This is a genomic window from Pararhizobium sp. IMCC21322 (assembly GCF_030758295.1).
Classification (GTDB): domain Bacteria; phylum Pseudomonadota; class Alphaproteobacteria; order Rhizobiales.
This window is the reverse complement of sequence record NZ_CP132335.1, coordinates 1,864,873-1,882,503: the sequence shown is the minus strand read 5'-3', so window position 1 is coordinate 1,882,503 and position 17,631 is coordinate 1,864,873. Positions and strand designations below refer to the sequence as shown.

General features: G+C 51.8%; 16 protein-coding genes. 11 read left to right on the top strand and 5 right to left on the bottom strand.

Annotation, left to right across the window (positions count from 1 at the left end; genetic code table 11):
* Positions 1-11: 11 nt before the first annotated feature.
* The gene (locus RAL91_RS09100; RefSeq protein ID WP_306261591.1) at positions 12-1,448 is read right to left on the bottom strand and encodes a PLP-dependent aminotransferase family protein; all 1,437 of its coding nucleotides are present in this window, start codon (positions 1,446-1,448) and stop codon (positions 12-14) included.
* A gap of 142 nt (positions 1,449-1,590) precedes the next feature.
* On the bottom strand, positions 1,591-2,583 hold the full coding sequence (locus tag RAL91_RS09095) for a bifunctional riboflavin kinase/FAD synthetase (RefSeq protein ID WP_306261589.1): 993 nt from the start codon (positions 2,581-2,583) through the stop codon (positions 1,591-1,593).
* 239 nt (positions 2,584-2,822) lie between these two features.
* Between RAL91_RS09095 and RAL91_RS09090 the strand changes: the two genes are divergently transcribed.
* The 3 genes from RAL91_RS09090 (at position 2,823) to RAL91_RS09080 (ending at position 6,143) form a co-directional block, all read left to right on the top strand.
* Complete coding sequence (locus tag RAL91_RS09090; protein ID WP_306261587.1) at positions 2,823-3,254, top strand: response regulator; 432 nt, start codon at positions 2,823-2,825, stop codon at positions 3,252-3,254.
* A 148-nt stretch (positions 3,255-3,402) separates the two neighbouring features.
* Positions 3,403-4,770 carry a pitrilysin family protein gene (locus RAL91_RS09085; RefSeq protein ID WP_306261584.1) on the top strand — a complete coding sequence of 456 codons (1,368 nt, stop codon included), beginning with the start codon at positions 3,403-3,405 and terminating at the stop codon, positions 4,768-4,770.
* 23 nt (positions 4,771-4,793) lie between these two features.
* Positions 4,794-6,143, top strand: a complete 1,350-nt coding sequence (locus RAL91_RS09080) for a pitrilysin family protein (protein WP_306261583.1) — start codon at positions 4,794-4,796, stop codon at positions 6,141-6,143.
* A gap of 84 nt (positions 6,144-6,227) precedes the next feature.
* On the opposite strand, the gene RAL91_RS09075 is transcribed toward RAL91_RS09080, so the two are convergent.
* Complete coding sequence (locus RAL91_RS09075; protein WP_306261582.1) at positions 6,228-7,499, bottom strand: EAL domain-containing protein; 1,272 nt, start codon at positions 7,497-7,499, stop codon at positions 6,228-6,230.
* 296 nt (positions 7,500-7,795) lie between these two features.
* Here RAL91_RS09075 and RAL91_RS09070 point away from each other — a divergent pair, with 296 nt between their 5' ends.
* From RAL91_RS09070 to RAL91_RS09040, 7 genes are all read left to right on the top strand, one after another.
* Positions 7,796-9,337, top strand: a complete 1,542-nt coding sequence (locus RAL91_RS09070) for a sigma-54 dependent transcriptional regulator (protein ID WP_306261581.1) — start codon at positions 7,796-7,798, stop codon at positions 9,335-9,337.
* Positions 9,338-9,456: 119 nt separating this feature from the next.
* A complete protein-coding gene (locus RAL91_RS09065) occupies positions 9,457-10,065 on the top strand; it encodes a hypothetical protein (RefSeq protein WP_306261580.1) in 609 nt (202 codons plus the stop codon).
* An 8-nt stretch (positions 10,066-10,073) separates the two neighbouring features.
* Positions 10,074-10,586 carry a GNAT family N-acetyltransferase gene (locus RAL91_RS09060; protein ID WP_306261579.1) on the top strand — a complete coding sequence of 171 codons (513 nt, stop codon included), beginning with the start codon at positions 10,074-10,076 and terminating at the stop codon, positions 10,584-10,586.
* A 7-nt stretch (positions 10,587-10,593) separates the two neighbouring features.
* Complete coding sequence (locus tag RAL91_RS09055) at positions 10,594-11,520, top strand: DMT family transporter (protein WP_306261575.1); 927 nt, start codon at positions 10,594-10,596, stop codon at positions 11,518-11,520.
* 209 nt (positions 11,521-11,729) lie between these two features.
* Positions 11,730-12,017 (top strand): co-chaperone GroES, encoded by a 288-nt coding sequence (gene groES, locus RAL91_RS09050; RefSeq protein WP_306261573.1) that lies wholly within the window; start codon positions 11,730-11,732, stop codon positions 12,015-12,017.
* A 61-nt stretch (positions 12,018-12,078) separates the two neighbouring features.
* Positions 12,079-13,728 (top strand): chaperonin GroEL, encoded by a 1,650-nt coding sequence (gene groL, locus RAL91_RS09045; RefSeq protein ID WP_306261571.1) that lies wholly within the window; start codon positions 12,079-12,081, stop codon positions 13,726-13,728.
* A 173-nt stretch (positions 13,729-13,901) separates the two neighbouring features.
* Positions 13,902-15,197 (top strand): phenylacetate--CoA ligase family protein, encoded by a 1,296-nt coding sequence (locus RAL91_RS09040; protein WP_306261569.1) that lies wholly within the window; start codon positions 13,902-13,904, stop codon positions 15,195-15,197.
* A gap of 9 nt (positions 15,198-15,206) precedes the next feature.
* On the opposite strand, the gene RAL91_RS09035 is transcribed toward RAL91_RS09040, so the two are convergent.
* A complete protein-coding gene (locus RAL91_RS09035) occupies positions 15,207-15,911 on the bottom strand; it encodes an outer membrane protein (RefSeq protein ID WP_306261567.1) in 705 nt (234 codons plus the stop codon).
* Between the two features lie 58 nt (positions 15,912-15,969).
* Positions 15,970-16,443, bottom strand: a complete 474-nt coding sequence (locus tag RAL91_RS09030; RefSeq protein WP_306261565.1) for a hypothetical protein — start codon at positions 16,441-16,443, stop codon at positions 15,970-15,972.
* Between the two features lie 655 nt (positions 16,444-17,098).
* Between RAL91_RS09030 and RAL91_RS09025 the strand changes: the two genes are divergently transcribed.
* Complete coding sequence (locus RAL91_RS09025; RefSeq protein ID WP_306261563.1) at positions 17,099-17,521, top strand: hypothetical protein; 423 nt, start codon at positions 17,099-17,101, stop codon at positions 17,519-17,521.
* The last annotated feature ends 110 nt before the right edge of the window (positions 17,522-17,631 follow it).

The window sequence follows — 17,631 nt, the reverse complement described above, 5'->3', positions numbered from 1 at the left end:
TGCCACGCAGCTTATGACAGGATTTGAGTGATCTCTTCGGATATGATCTGCACACCGGGCGCTATGGCTTTTTTGGGAATGGCTGCAAAACCCAGCCGGAACATGCCTCGTCCCTTTTCCGGATCTGAAAAAAACACCGAGCCGACGTCAATCAGAACGCCTTTCTTTTCGAGTTGCTCAGCAAGACGATTCACATCCAGAGTTGGCGGACCGACAATCCAGAAACATGTGCCGCCCTGCGATGCCTGAATATGCAAATCCGGCAGATGAGCCTGCAATGCGCGGCGCATCTCTTCCCAGCGAATTTTATAACGTCGATGCAAACGGCGCAGATGCACATCCTGATAGCCCAACCCCAGAAACAGAGCCATCGCTTCCTGCAGCAGTGTCGGCGGGTGCCGCATCATGGCGCGGCGGACAGCCTTTGCTTCCTTAACGATATCCGGGTGCGCCACCATGTAGCCAAGACGCAATCCTGGAGCCAGCGATTTTGAAAGGCTGCCGATGTAGACAACATTGCCGGAGCGGTCCAATGAGCGAATGGGCAGCGCCCGCTCAGTGACGAAGTTCATCTCGGCCTCATAGTCATCTTCGCAAATGACAAATCCTTTCTCAGCCGCCATCTGGCTCAATTGAAGGCGGCGCTCTTCCGACATGGTCACCGTTGTCGGGAATTGGTGGCTGGGCGTTGTGTAGACCAGCCCGCAATCATCGGGCATGTCTTCAATCCTCATGCCGAATTCATCCACCGGAACATTGACGATTTTGCAACCGGCCAAGGTGAACGCATTGCGCGCCTCGGGATAGCAAGGGTCTTCCAGGGCAACCACACGGTTTTTTCGCCCGAATAGTGTAGCAAGACAGAAAATAGCGTTTTGCGCGCCCGATGTGATCAGGATTTCATCTTCTCCGGCGTCCAGCCCACGATACGTCAGCAGCCTTTGCTGAACCTGTTTGACGAGGTTTGCACTGTCTGCTCCGCCAGAATCGCCGCTCCAATCCGCAAGGCCTTTGGAATTCAGCGCAAGGCGCATGCATTCGCGCCACTCCTGAAGCGGAAACAGCCGAGGGTCCATCTGATTGTATATAAAAGGATAGGGGTAGGTATTCCAATCATCCGGATGCTCGACCTTGCGCAACTCGGAAGGCAAAATATCTGCGCCATCAAGTTTCAGATCGAGCTTGAGAGGTGTGTGAACCTTCGTTTTGTCGCCTTCCGATTGTCGCACACGCGTTACGGTTTCGGGATTAACGAAGTAACCGCTGCGGTTTCTGGACAGGATAAGGCCTGAATCGATCAGACGGACATAAGCGGCAAAGACAGTGTTTCTGGAGACACCAAGCTGTTTTGAAAGTGCACGACATGATGGCAAAGGCTCGTTGTGCACAATGTTGTTTTTGGAGATTGCGTCGCTCAACATTTCGCAAATCTGATTGCGTAGGGACAATTTCGAGTTTTCGGGGAGCCTCAGGAAATGTATTGCGACCAAAACTCCGTCCTCTCTGAGCTGTTCCCTATGTCTGAGAATTGCCCGCCATCACAAAAGCTGGCGCGACAGACCAGCAGACGTTGGCTTGCCCCCGCAAAACCTAAAAAGACAGCCTTGCATCCAACGCAGAAAGCGGCGTTGCGTCTTTGAGGATCGCGCGGGCCTGGGCGCTGTCCTTATCCATCTGCGCTACTAATGCATCGACACCATCAAACTTGGCCTCTCCACGCAAAAACTCGTGAAATGTGACCATCAGCATTTCACCATAAAGATCGCCTGAAAAATCAAACAGAAATGCTTCCAGAAGCGGCGCTCCATTATCGAATTGCGGTCGGCGGCCATAGCTGGCGACGCTGTGATAGAGCGTTCCATCCTGTCTGCGCACACTGACTGCATAAATGCCAAGCGCCAATTTGCAAGAGGATGGCAAAACCATATTGGCGGTTGGATAGCCTAAATCCCGCCCGCGTTTCTCGCCATGAATGACTTTGGACTGAACAAACCAGCGATATCCCAACTCATTGTTGGCAGACCGCACATCAGCATTTTCCAAATGGGTTCTGATTGCGCTGGAAGACACAGCCAGACCGTCCGGCAATGTCACCTGTGGCACAACTGTAACACCAAAACCAGCGTCCTGGCCGGCGGCAAACAGGAAAGCTGGACTGCCTTCACGCCCCTTGCCGAAATGAAAATCATACCCAACCACCACATGAGAAGCGGACAGATATTTGATCAGAACGTCATCTACAAAGGTCTGGGCACTGAGGTTTGCGAATTCTTTGGTGAACGACCAGTTCACAACACCCTTTAGCCCGCAAGCCTGCAACAAGGACGCTTTTTCCCGCATCGGGCTGAGGCGAAACACAGGCTCAGATGGTTTAAAGACGCTTCTTGGATGAGGCTCAAATGTAAGTGCAAGCACCGGCACCGTGCCGGCAGCAAGATCCAGCGCATGCTGTAAAATGACACGATGACCTGCATGTAGTCCGTCGAAATTCCCGATGACCACAATCGCGCCACGCAATTGGGCAGGAAGTTCAGCGTCGCCATCCAGCAGAACGAAATCAGTCTCAATGTCAGGCAGCGGCATAAGGGAGGTCCGGCGATAACGATTCTTCTGGCGTTACTTTGGTCATACAACGTGTTGCATATTGTAAGCTGGCGCACACTGCCGTGCGGGCTGCTCAAGGTCAAGATGGCATCTGCCCCTGTTGGCTGTACAATTTCGTCGGGCCTATAGCGGGCAAGAAGAAAAGTCATTTTAACCAAACTTTCAAGAAACCCAACTATCTTCGTTTTCAGATATCCTGCCAACTGAAGAGATGGAAAATGGCGCTTGACCTCACTATGCCTGTACTCATCGTCGATGATTACGCGACCATGGTCAGAATTATCCGGAATCTTCTAAAGCAACTTGGTTTTGGTGACATCAACGACGCTGCCAATGGTGACGATGCGTATAAACTGATGGAAGATCGCCAATATGGCCTGGTTATTTCCGATTGGAATATGGTGCCGATGACTGGCTACGAGTTGCTGACAAAGGTTCGCGAACATCCCCGTATCTCCCAAACGCCCTTCATTATGATCACCGCTGAAGCTAAAACCGAGCGTGTTATTGCCGCCAAGAGGGCTGGCGTTAACGATTACATCCTCAAACCATTCAATGCTCAGACATTGAGAGGCAAGATTGAGCATGTGCTCGGACAGGATTTTTCCATGAAACCAACGATTCGGACCGAAGGTTTTGCACAGCGTTAAGTGCAGGAACTGAGTGCGACTTACATAAAGTTAAGTGGCCGAGTGACATGCCCTCCTCTATGTAATTGTGTAGTCGGGCCAGACATCCCTATCTGACGCCCGTATATCGACCGCACCTGGACACTGAATTCTGACAAGAGTGATTTTCATGAAACTTTGGCCGATTTCCCGATACTTTGTTGTAGCAATCTTTGCTGCATCTTTTGTTTCAAATTCCTTCGCTGAAACGTTTAAAATTGCTCCCAATGCTGAATCCAGCATGCTGAAGAACGGCTTGCAGATTGTCGTCATTCCTGACAATCGCGCACCGGTCGTAACGCATATGCTGTGGTACAAGGTTGGGTCCGCAGATGAGACGCCCGGCAAAAGCGGCATAGCCCACTTTCTGGAGCATCTGTTGTTCAAGGGCACGAAAGCAAACCCTGACGGGGCATTTTCCAAACGTATTGCGGAAATCGGAGGGCAGGAAAATGCGTTCACATCCAGTGACTATACCGGTTATTTCCAACGTGTAGCCCCAACACATCTGGCTGAGATGATGGCGTTGGAAGCAGACCGAATGCGCAATCTTGTTTTGACTGATGAAGTTGTTCTTCCTGAGCGGGAGGTGGTTCTTGAAGAAAGAAGTTCTCGCATTGGCAACAATCCATCCTCGCGGCTGGGTGAAGCCATTGATGCCTCATTCTACAAGAACCATCCCTATCGCTTCCCGGTGATCGGCTGGGAACACGAGATAAAGCAGTTGAACCGCAAGGATGCCTTTGCATTTTACGAAAAACACTACACGCCGGAGAATGCAATTCTGATTGTAGCAGGTGATGTGGTGCCACAAGACGTGTTTGACCTTGCAAAGGCAACTTACGGTACAATTTCGCGCAACGGTGATGCGTTGCCTCGGCTGCGCCCTGTTGAACCCCCTATGGAGACAGCCCGCACCGTTACGCTGGCGAATGAGCAGGTAAAGCAGCCTTCTGTGCGCCGCTCATTTCTGACGCCTTCCTACAGCACCGCCGAGGGCCCGGAGGCAGCTGCTTTGTCGTTGCTGACCGAGATTCTGGGTGGAGGGTCAACCAGCCGCCTTTACAGGGAACTGGTTCTCAATGGCGGACCTGCAACAGCGGCGGGCAGCTGGTATCAGGGGCAGCAACTCGATAGCGGCCGTGTCTCTGTCTATGCAGTGCCAAATGGTTCAGAGAAGCTTGAGGAACTGATCGAAAAAGTTCAGGACATTGTCGAAAACATCAAAACCGGTGGTGTTGAGCAGGATGAATTGGACAAAGCGCGCAATCGCATGATTTCCGACACGGTTTATGCGCAGGACAATCAGGCGTCCCTGGCCCGGATTATCGGCGTTGGTCTGACCACAGGCCAGACACTGGAAGAAATTCAGAACTGGCCAGCATTGCTCCAGTCGGTAACGACAGATGATGTTCAAAACGCTGCAAAACAATATCTCGATGCTGGCCGCTCCATCACCGGTTATCTGCTGTCTGCAGATGACGAAAACCCTTCCTGATTTCTGGATAATTGGATTTGACCATGTTCAAAAGACCTTTCGTCGTTAAAACACTTCTGATCGGCGCCTTCACACTTCTGGCGGCCAGTTTTCTTGTCAGGCCCACAATGGCAGTGGAGGTTCAGGAAATCACAACCCCGAACGGCCTGGACTACTGGCTGGTTTCTGACAACACAGTCCCGCTGATTACCGTCAGTTTCTCGTTGACAGGTGGATCAGTACTGGACCCTTCCAGCAAGGAAGGGCTGGCAGAACTCCTGTCAGCGACGCTGGATGAAGGGGCTGCGGATATGGATAGCCAGACCTTTCAGGCGACACTGGAAGAAGCTGCGGTTCGCTTATCGTTCAGTTCTCGCGCCGAACGGTTCTCGGGCGTCATGCGTACGCTGTCTTCCAACAAGGACATTGCCTTCGAGCTTCTGGGAAAGGCCATGTCACAACCCAGATTTGACAAGGAACCAGTGGAGCGGATGGTCTCCCGTATTCAGGCGCGTTTGCGCGGTGATCTGACGGATCCTGGCAGCATTGCCTCTGAAACATGGTTTGCAACGGCCTTCCCTGCGCATCCCTACGGCGCGCCACGCTCCGGCACAATTGAATCCGTTGGCCGTATTACACCGGATGATTTGCGTGCGCTTCACGGTCAGATTTTCAAACAAAATGGACTGAAGCTGGCCGTTGTCGGCGATATTGATGCGCAAAGTGCCAGCGCCTATATCGACGCAACCTTTGGTGCTCTGCCTGAAGGTGAAGCACTGCCGGAAATCGTGGCTCCTGCCCCGATTATGGAAGAAACAATCGTGGTGCCGCTGGACAAGCCGCAAACCACCATCCGGATGGGTGGCAACAGCATTTTGGTCGAAGATCCTGACTTCATCACGGCCTATGTTGTGAATCACATTCTGGGGGGCGGCAGCTTCACATCCCGACTCTATGAAGAAGTGCGGGAAAAGCGTGGCCTTGCCTATTCGGTCTTCAGCTATCTTTCCAGCTTTGACGAGCGCGGCTTTTTCTTTGTTGGCGTCGGATCGCGAAGTGACCGGGCGGAAGAGGCGCGCGAAGTGATTGTTGCCGAGTTGAAACGGATGGCAGAATCTGGACCGACAATGACCGAAATGCGCGCTGCGAAAGATTATCTGAAAGGTGCTTATGCACTGCGCTTCGACACATCTGACAAGATTGCCAGTCAGTTGGTGGGCCTCCAAATCCAGGGCCGCGGCGCGGATTACATCAATCAGCGTAATGAGTTGATTGAATCCGTCTCACTGGAAGATGCCATGCGCGTTGCCAAACGTATCTTCTCAAGCCCACTGCTGACCGTCGTTGTTGGGCAGCCGCCTGTCGCTCAGGCCTCTGAAGAGATTAAGGGCTGATTGGCTTTTATGATTGCCGACTTCGTGGACCCTCGGACTTGTTCCGAGGGTCCACAGCTGCATAATCTCTCACTCAAAAAATTGTCAGGATGCACGTCTGGCGGGGCTGACTTCAAAAGCATAGCCCATTGCGAAAGCTGCGTTGAGCTCCAAAGCTTCGAGCACCATGGCTTCATTTTCCAGATCGCCGACAATCAATTCCATGCCGTAGCGACCGGTCAACCCAGCCAAATCTGCAGGGTGAAGATCAAACGGTGTTTTTTCGCCATTCTCGATGGCAGTCAATGCTGTAATGAGTGGCTTTGCCGAGATGCGGACATAGCGAAAACCCAGTTCAGCAAGCATGCCATAATCCGCAGCCAGACCAACTCTGGCGTTTTTGTGCAAAGCGTAGCTGTAACCCCAGCGCGCATACCGGCGCAGTCTGGCGCGTAAGGCTGTGCTTTCACTGTCTCGCGCATTGGCGGCCAATTGACTTGTTATCGCCCTGTCTGGAAACTCAAGGATGATATTGTGTGCGTTGTCTCGCTGTGTTTCCAGTGCCTCTTCAAAAGCATCGGAGAATGGATTGGGAAGCAGGCTTTCCAGGTTCAACTGACAGATGACTGGCGCCGCCTGACCATCAGCCAGCTTGATGCTGGAGCCCTTGCTTGCCTGAGACAGGGTCAAGAGATCAATACACGGCAGCAAACCGTTTTCGGCAGCAATTTTTCGCAATACGGCCTGATCGCGTTCTCCGGGAACCTGAACATTGACCTTGGCAAAGCCAGACCAGATTTGCCGCCGTGGCATGCGAACAACAGGCTCATAGTCGAAGGTGACAGCATTGCTATTCAAAGCACGGCGCAGCGCTGACAGCTTTGTCGCATCGACGTTGCGATCCTCAATGGCATCGGCTGCAGACTGGTCAGGATCTGCTGCAGGCTTCATCACTTGCGGCTCCGCAGGTCGTTGGCTTGGCAAAGATGTCAGGAGCCGGCCATGATTTTGCAGGCGAATATCCACATCGCCCATGGCCTCAACAATGTCTTTAATCAGGGCACTCAACTCGGCAATATCTGCACGAGCTTCATAATCTTCCGCTTTTCCCAGATCCTCGGCCAGAAGATCAACGCGTTCCTCACATACTTTCAGACGTGAATTCCAGGCTGACCAGCCTTTGCGGGCCGTCGTAACTTCTTCAGCAAGATTATCTATTTCTGTTTCCAGCCGCATATGGTGCTTGCGCTGAACTGCCAACCCTTGCGTCAATGTGAATATCAACAGTAGAAATCCGGCGATCAGAATGCTGGCGAGCAACGGCAAATCAAATATAGTTCGCGCCCCCACCGCAATAGCCATCGCGGTTGCGAGCATAAAACAGAATATCAGCGTGGCGATGATTCGATCCATATAGCGACAATAATGACAAAGGCATTTTTTCCAAGTGGAGCGTGTCAGATTTTCATGGTGATCAGACGGGAAAACTAACGTTTGGAGAACATTCAGGGAAAAATCCAATCCAATTGTCGCTCGGAAACGGTTTATTTACCCTGTTAGACGAAAATTGGAGCTCGACCTTTCAGCAGTGATGGACTGCACGCGTCTCTGGTGTCTTGCCCCAGTACAGCGGACAGCGACCATCGGTTCAGCGTAGGCCTGGAACATATTTGATGCAGCATGCCGAGCACGAATTATCCTACTCGATCCTTCTCATTGAAGGAGATGAGGCCCAGCAACGCGCCATTGGCGCGCTGATTAATGATTTCATTTCCAGACAATCCAGTTCAGCTAAAAGCTCGGCGGATCAAACCACCAGCCTGGAAGTTGTGCGTAATCTTGAGGAAGCCCATCAACAGATTGCAGCAAATGGTCCAGCGATCATTCTGGCTGATATGGAAAGCGTTTGCGGTATTCAGGGGGTTGAAGCCCTCACGACGGCGGCGCCACATGCAAAGCTGATCAGCCTTTCCGGCCTTGGTGCCCTCTCATCGGCCATTGATGCGATGCGGGCAGGCGCCTGGGATTTTCTCATCAAACCCGTAGGCATATCAACGCTGCAAAAACGCATTGGTGAGGCGCTTGCCTCCTATCAGAAAGATATCAAGCGACGTTTGAAAACCAGACAGAAAAAAGCCGCCTTGTTGGAAAGCACCAAGCCGGTTTCCTCTATCGAAACAAAGGCGAAGACCCTCGAGACCGATGAACTGGCCTTTGAAGGTTTTTGCGGGCGGTCTGCCGCCATGCTGGAACTCTATCAACAAATTGATCGCGTCGCTCCATCTGCAGCACCTGTCTTCATCACAGGCGAAAGCGGAACCGGGAAGGATGTATGTGCCGAGGCACTTCATGCACGGTCCGGCCGCGGGGATAGACCCTTTGTGGCGCTGAATTGCAGCGCCATTCCAAAAGACCTGATGGAGAGCGAGTTGTTCGGCCATTGCAAGGGCGCTTTTACAGGCGCTGTTGCCGATCATCCAGGTGCCGCAGAACAGGCTGACGGGGGAACGCTGTTCCTCGATGAAATCGGCGATATGGATATGGCGCTACAGGCAAAACTGCTGCGCTTCCTGCAAACCGGAACCGTGCGCCGTATTGGCGATGTTCAAATGCGGTCGGTGAATGTCCGCATTATCTGCGCAACCCATCGTGATCCTTACAAAGCTGTCGCTGACAGACGGTTCCGGGAAGATCTGTTTTACCGCCTGCATGTTCTGCCAATTTTTGTTCCACCTTTGCGCGTACGCAAGGAAGATGTTCTTGTATTGGCCAATCGGTTTCTACATTCCTACGTCAGGGAAGAAGGAAGAGCCTTCACACATTTCTCTTCTCAATCTGAAGCCTGTCTGAAGCACTATCATTGGCCAGGAAATGTGCGGGAACTGCAGAATGTGGTTCGCCACACGATTGTCATGAATGACGGTCAGGCTATTGAGGCGCATATGTTGCCCAATTCCATGCGATCCAGCTCTGTTGCGGCAGAAGTTCTGGATGCAGGTATCAAGACCACAATTGCGGAAGCACGCGTGAGAGATCCGTTTGAAGGGCGTTCCAAAGCACATGATTGTCTGCCATTCTGGCAACAGGAACAATCCATTATCGAAGCGGCTGTCACGCGTTATGATGGCAACATTTCCCGCGCGGCTGCGGCGTTGGAAATAAGCCCGTCTACCATCTATCGAAAACGCCAATCCTGGTTGAGCCAAAGCCTTTAATATTTTTTATTTGATCATTTTGTCGCAGATCATCTTTCATGCGATAATAAGGCCCGCATGCGATAATAAGGCCCGCCGGATTGTGAGACACTTTTGGCGCTTTGTAATGGGTCCTGATCATGTATTGCCGCAATTTTTACGCGCCGTTTTCAGAAGTTTTGCGAATTGCCTTACTGGTGATCTCGATAGGGTCTGCTTCAACCGCGATGGCGGCAAGCCCGTCTGAATTGGCGCGGGAAGCCGAAGCCCTTGCGCGTCAGGGCAACATGACCGAGGCCATGGAGCGTATGCAAGAGGCGGCAGACGCGTTGTGGGGCCTGCAACAGTTCAAGATTGTCGAGACCACATTATTAATCGATGGCGAGCCGCAGCAGACCGCAATTCTGCGATCCGGCGAGGCCCTCACAATCAGCGCTTTATTGGCTGGGTTCAGCTATGAGGGAAGCGACGACAATCTGTCCGTTTCGTTTGCTGTTGATGTGGACATTCGTCATGCCAATGGCCGCGTGTTGGCCAGCATGCAGGACTTCGCCTCTGTTTCCCAAACAGTTTCAGGCCGGGTTGCCGAGTTTTCCATTGAAATGAACCTGACAACACCTGCCCTGCTGGATGGAGATTATGAAGCCGCCTTTACCCTGCGCGATCTGGCATCAGGACAAGCTGCGCAATTTGTGCAGGGCTTCAGCATCAAGGGCATTCTTGGGACAATGCCGCAACAAGGCAATTAGGGTCCAGCATGACGGATTTTGTAATCGATACAGCTGATGATGGATCTGGCAGCGGACTGGCAATGCTCATTGCAACGGTCTATGGCGAATATGAGAATTGCCCCTTTGTAGCGGACGAATTTAGAGAGCTTGATGCCGTGTCCACATATTTCCGAAATTTGGGCGGGGAAATCTGGGTTGCCAGAGCGGCAGACTCACCAGGCAACAGCACTGCGTTAATTGGCTGTCTGGCGATTGTTCCTGCTCTGAAACCAGGCGTATTTGAATTGTTTAAAATGTATGTTGCGAAAAGCGCGCGCGGCACAGGGCTAGCACAAGAGCTGTATGCTGAAGCTTTAAAATGGGCAGGCGCACACGATCTGAAATCCCTGCGACTTTGGACTGATACGCGTTTTGCGAGCGGCCACAGATTTTACGAAAAACAGGGATTCGCCAAGCAGCCGGTTGTGCGGTATCTGGGGGATGCCGGGCAGACTTGGGAATACCTGTTTGTCTGCAACGCACCAATCGCTCCATCATAGGCCCGCTTTGTCCGAAACTGCACTCAGCAAACACGATCTGGCTCCGCTGGCAGCGATGACGGTCGCATTGTTTGCCCTGTCCCTGCTGGATGCTGGTATCAAGACAGCGTCATTTGATCTGCAAACCTGGCAAATCGTGGTCATGCGCTACGGTGTCGGGGTCGTCTTTGCATTTATCTTCTTTGTTTACAGCACGCCGAGAGCATCCCTTTCTACACGTTTGGCAGGGCTTGCTTCCTGGCGGTTGCTGTCCACCAGCTTTATACGAGCGGTGTTTGTTGTTCTCACTGCCAGCTGCTTCTTTTTCGCCCTGTCCGAGCTTCCTCTGGCACGCGCGGTAACGATTGTCTTCACAGCGCCCTTGTTTATGGTTTTGCTGTCCAGAGTGATCCTGAGTGAACCCATTGCCGCTTCCGCCCTGGTTGCAATCGCGCTCGGGTTCAGTGGCGTGCTGGTTATTTTTGGCGATGCATTTCTGGAACCGTTGGGCGGTGCTTTGATCCCCATGGTCAGTGCCTTACTGGCAAGCCTGTTCTATGCGCTGACAATTGTGCTGTCACGCAAGCACACCGCACATACCGCGCCGGAAGAAATGGTTATGCTGCAATCCGGCTTTGCCCTTCTGTTGGCCCTGCCATTTGGTCTGTTGCCTCTGCCCCAAACCGGTTGGGTCGCGGTTGACGGGCGTCTGTTTGTACTCTTCATGGCAATCGGGTTTTTGGGAACAGCCGGTCATTTGATGATCGTATGGGCGTTGAAGCGTGAGACGGCCTCGCGATTGGGGCCGATAGAATATACCGCTCTGATCTGGGCGGTTGTGTTCGGATATCTGTTTTTTGGAGAAGTCCCGGAAAGTCGCACATTGTTCGGAGCCGCGCTTGTTGTCCTGGCTTGCCTTGTCGCCGGACGAAAGAAACTGCCGCATCCCACTTAGACGCGTATCTTCCATCTTCGCAGTTTTTAAAACAACCGAATGATTTCGGCGGATATTCAGCACACAATTCGCGATCTGCTGTTGACACAGGCCGTTGTAATCATTATCTCCCCGCAGTCGGTTAGCACTCTCTTGAAAGGAGTGCTAACATAGTTTTAGATCAACGTTTCGCATCCATTTCGGATGCCTAGCAGAAGGAAAAGAAGACGATGAAATTCCGTCCTCTCCACGACCGTGTGGTAGTTCGCCGCGTAGAGTCCGAGGAAAAGACCGCCGGTGGTATCATTATTCCAGATACCGCTAAAGAAAAGCCACAAGAAGGCGAAATCGTTGCAGTGGGCGCAGGCGCACGTGACGAAACCGGCAAGGTTCAACCTTTGGACGTCAAAGCTGGCGACCGTGTTCTTTTCGGCAAATGGTCCGGCACCGAAGTCAAGCTTGACGGTGAAGACCTGCTGATCATGAAAGAATCCGACGTTATGGGCGTAGTTGGCTAAGCCATCTCTGCCCTTAATCACATTCTAGATTTTCACGACTTGAGAGAAGGATCTCAAAATCATGGCTGCTAAAGAAGTAAAATTCGGCAGCGACGCGCGCGATAAAATGCTGCGCGGCGTCGACGTTCTTGCCAATGCTGTAAGAGTAACACTCGGCCCTAAAGGCCGGAACGTTATTCTCGACAAATCTTTCGGCGCACCGCGCATCACCAAAGATGGTGTATCCGTTGCCAAGGAAATCGAACTGGAAGACAAGTTCGAAAACATGGGCGCACAGATGGTGCGTGAAGTTGCCTCCAAAACCAACGATGTTGCAGGCGACGGCACGACAACTGCAACTGTTCTGGCTCATGCCATCGTCAAGGAAGGCGCCAAATACGTTGCCGCCGGCATGAACCCGATGGATCTGAAGCGCGGAATCGAAATGGCGGTTATTGCTGCCGTTGCTGATCTTGAAGCCCGTTCAAAGACCATCAGCACTTCTGAAGAAGTTGCTCAGGTCGGCACGATCTCCGCCAATGGCGACAAGATTGTCGGCGAAAAAATTGCCGAAGCCATGCAGACTGTTGGCAATGAAGGCGTCATCACGGTTGAAGAGTCCAAAGCTCTTGAGTTCGAGCTGGAAACCGTTGAAGGCATGCAGTTTGACCGCGGTTACCTGTCTCCTTACTTCGTGACCAACTCCGAAAAGATGATCACTGAGCTGGAAGACCCGTACATTCTTCTGCATGAGAAAAAACTCTCCAACCTGCAGGCGATGCTCCCAATTCTGGAGAAAGTTGTTCAGTCCGGTCGTCCTTTGTTGATCATTGCTGAAGACGTTGAAGGCGAAGCCTTGGCGACCCTCGTGGTCAACAAGCTGCGCGGTGGCTTGAAAGTTGCGGCTGTTAAGGCACCTGGCTTTGGCGACCGTCGTAAAGCCATGCTGGAAGATATTGCCATTCTGACCGGTGGTGAAGTGATCTCCGAAGATCTCGGCATCAAGCTGGAAAACATCGAAATGGAAATGCTCGGCACAGCAAAGCGCGTTTCCATCACCAAAGAGAACACAACTGTTGTTGATGGTGCCGGTGAAAAAGAAGGCATTGAAGCACGCGTTGCACAGATCAAAGCTCAGATCGAAGATACAACTTCTGACTATGATCGCGAAAAACTGCAGGAGCGTCTTGCTAAACTGGCTGGCGGCGTTGCCGTTATCCGCGTTGGCGGTGCAACTGAAGTTGAAGTGAAAGAGCGCAAAGATCGTGTCGACGATGCTCTGAACGCAACTCGTGCTGCTGTTGAAGAAGGCATCGTGCCAGGTGGTGGCGCTGCGCTGCTGCGTGCAACTGTTGCCGTTGGTGAACTGTCCTCCGACAATCCTGACATTCAGGCTGGTATCAAGATCGTTCTGCGCGCATTGCAGGCTCCGATCCGCCAGATTGCTGAAAACTCCGGTGTTGAAGGTTCAGTTGTCGTCAACAAAGTTCTGGAAGGCAAAGATCCATTTGGTTTCGATGCTCAGACCGAAGAATATGTTGATCTGATTGCGGCTGGCATCATCGATCCAACTAAAGTGGTTCGTACTGCCCTTCAGGACGCAGCGTCTATTGCAGGCCTGCTGGTCACAACAGAAGCCATGGTCGCTGACAAGCCTTCAAAAGACGGCGCTGGTGGCGCTCCAGGCGGCATGCCAGGTGGCATGGGCGGCATGGGCGGAATGGACTTCTAAAGTCCAGTACCCAGACAGATTTGAAAAAGGCGGCCAATTGGCCGCCTTTTTTGTTACACAGGCATATAGATTTAAAATCCGGAACACACCCGCCCATGCCTGCATTGAAGCGATATACATCCCCGGGATTTAAGTGGGCAAAACGAAACGTTTTGCCATCTCACGGCGCGCAAATGGCGTGGCAATTTCAGGAGAAACTGGAACAAAGCCAATGGAGAACCGCTGAACAACACCACAACATTCAATTTCAGCAAATCACGCCATTGCTGCAACACGCCGCCAACAAAGTGCCGTTCTATGCGCAAAGCCTCTCTGGATTCGACTTGGCGCACCCTCTGACACCAGAACGATTCAAGACACTTCCGGTTTTGACCCGGTCCATGCTGCAGGATGCAGGAGATGGACTGACAGCTTCCAGCTTTCCCGAAGAGCACGGCGCTGTCAGCCAATCCAGCTCGTCGGGCTCGACCGCCCAGCCTATTTCAATCCTGCATACAGGTCTCAGCACCAACTGGCACCGCGCATTGACATTGCGGTCTCGACTATGGGCGCAAAACCGGCTGGACCGTAAACTTGCAGCCATTCGTCGGTATGCCTCAGGTAATGCGAACTATCCAAACGGTTTTTCAGGCGATTGCTGGGCGGATGATTTGACCATTCCCACCATAAGCGGGCCCGTTGCCGGTTTGAGTGTGGCCACCCCCATCGATCAACAGATCAGTTGGTTACAGGTGCAAAAACCAAGAATCCTGCTGACGTTTCCCAGTAATCTGGACGCGCTGTGCCAGCATATACGAGACAACGGCATCAAATTACCGTCGATCAAACATGTGCTCACATTAGGCGAAGCACTGCCGGAGGACATTCGCGCCACCGTGCGCAGAACTTTTGGCGCGAAGCTGTTTGACACGTATTCAGCGGCCGAAGTCGGTGAGATCGCAATTCAATGCCCTGATTACGACCATCATCATATTCAATCTGAAGCGCTGTATGTCGAAGTGCTCAATGAACAGGATGAGCATTGCGCGCCCGGCGAAACGGGCCGCGTGGTCATCACCGCGTTGCACAATTACGCAAAACCACTCATCCGCTATGAGATCGGCGATATGGCGACTGTGGGAAGTTCTTGCCGTTGTGGCCGTGGTTCACCGGTTCTGGACAGAATCATGGGACGGCACCGGAACATGATGGTGACCTCAGATGGCGCTAAATTCTGGCCGTCCTTTGGTCTGAAAAGCGCCAGCCGGGTTACGCCCATCAAACAGGCCCAATTCATTCAGCATTCCACGAATGATCTGGAGGCCATATGTGTCTGTGAACGCAGTTTGACCGCTGTGGAGGAAGAGACAGTTCGCAATATTATCCTGACACGCCTTCCGGAAAAAATCGGTATCCGGTTTTCCTATCGTGACAAGCTGGAGCGCGGCGCCAGTGGGAAATTTGAAGAATTTATCTGCAAATTTGCCTGATCGGCATTCTTACGGGCTGCTATAACCAAACGGAATCCGCACACCGATTGTGCCGCTATGGGACTCGTAATCACTTGATTGCGCGGTACCTGATGATACGCCACTAAAATCAACATTCATGCCATCAGCGTTGAAATAGCGGTAGTCCAGCGTTATCTGGATGCCATCCGGGTTGCCGATAGCAACACCGCCGCCAAATTGGTAGGCGAATACGAAATCGGAATCGTTGAAATCGTATTGTTCGCTGAAAAATCCGCTATCTAACGGGCCGTAGTCGGCGTCCAGAGATACATGTGCACCCCCGATGCCACCGCCGAAGTAAGGCGTGATCACAGTCCCGGTCGGAATATCCACCCAGCCATTCAGCATTACACCGAAGGCTGTGATATCGCCGTTGATACCTGCCGGACCTTCGTTCTGAACCGTTGCGTCATCATATCCGTTGCGCCTGTAAGAGACTTCCCCTTCTGCGCGGAAATACGACGAGAACCTGTAGCCAACCGCCCCAAGGACGGCAACGCCAGTATCAAATTCAAGCTGCCTGGTGTTCTGCGGAATATCAAAATCGTCAGAATTCAGGTCGATGTCGGACAGGATATTAACCCCGGCACCAAGAGACACATAAAAAGGTTGCTCAGCCTGAGCTGTCGACTGGGTAAACATGGCCGCCATGGAGGCCGCACCTGACAGCAAGACCAGCTTTCTGGATTTCATGTTTGTATGTCCCTGGAGATGTTGTCGATTAACTGCACAATTTCGTCTTTTCAGATTCTTAAGATGGATCTGGCTCGTTACAATTCAACTTAAAATGATAGGTCGTCAAACCGTCTTTGACAGACGATTTTTCCGAGCCAGTAACGCCGACATAGGCCCCGGTCCCACCAATGATCTCAGTCGTCTTGAACTTGCCATTGATCAGTTCTTTTGTCCCGTGGATGGCGCCGTCCTGCAATACATTTATCAGTTCAGTCGTGCGTCGCCATTCTTTGCCGTCCGCTGTGACTTCTTTGATGAGGCCAACATAGTGGCGGACACCAATCTTGTTTCCACTTGCATCAACAAGATCGCGCTGACCAACCAACCTGTCGCCCGCGCTCTTGGCCCCGCTCATGTCAGCATCAACCAGATGCTGTTCACGAAATTCGCCAGTGCTGCCGATGTCAAATTCCTGACAGGTGCGTTTTTCGTCTGCATGGGCAGTAGACACCGCAAATGTCGCCAGTAATGCCAGGCAAATATTACGCATTTGATATTTCCTCATATATGTCTTCACGCTTTTATGTCGTCACGTTTGAACCGCGCGGCAATTTGCGAGAAGGCAAGCGTAGCGGCACGCTTCCACCTATTCTATATTTGTCGCTTGCGCTACGCAAGTGGATCCAGCCAGCCAAGGTTGAATTTATTTGGTGCTGCGACACGATGCAGCGATCATTGTCTGCCCGCTTTCGCACAGCACAGAACACAATTGAACACCATGTTCAGATTGTCATCTAAAATCCGGAACTTTTTCCAAGCCTGCCCGTTTCCCCGACAGCAGAATGAAAACGAAAATTGTCATGCATTTTTCACGCTGCCAAAGAGGTTGACCGGAGGCTTTGTCCTGCTGCACGCGGAGCGGCTGGACACCAGCCCCGGCGCACGACGGCTGACCCAGGAGAGGCGACCGATACTGCCTCCCCCAAGCCGATAATGCGCGGACCACCTCACCACAATGTTTTAGTAAAAATAATTATAGCCGAAATATATAATTCCTCTAAATAAATTTTTAAGTTTTTATTTTCCAAAATTATTAAATTAAATAAATTTTATTTTTTGAAACTTTTGTATTTTTCTCCCGTGAATTCAAATGCTGAAACATACAGCAAACGAAAATTACCGTATTATTATAAAAGGAAAATACAATGACGATCTCAAAATTTATCGCGCCCGCAATCATTTCAGGTGTACTGGCACTGAGTGGATCAGTTGCTTTTTCTGCGAGCCACACTGAAACTGAATCAGAAGGTACGTTCAACGCAAGCAATGATGGCTCTCCAGATGCGCAAACGCCTGGAAAAACCGGAACAGCTGACACCAATAATGCCACAGCCGAAACTGGTGACACGATGCGCAATTGTGAAAGCTCTGGTGTGTTCAACTCCGCAAACGATTCAGCTCCAGATGCAATGACGCCAGGCTGTACCGGCTCGGCAGTTGAGAACAATGGAACTGCAGAGACCGATACGTCTGGCGGCAAAGAATCCAGTGGCGTATTCAACGCTGCAAATGAAACTGCTCCAGATGCACAGACGCCAGGCAAAACGGGTACAGCTAACTCAAACTAACAAACGGTCGCCTGTATTCGACAACTTTGTAAAAAAATGGGGCGCATGGTGGCAACACCTTGCGCCCTTTTGCTATCTACCAGTCGCTTTCAGAATCTGAACCCAATTGA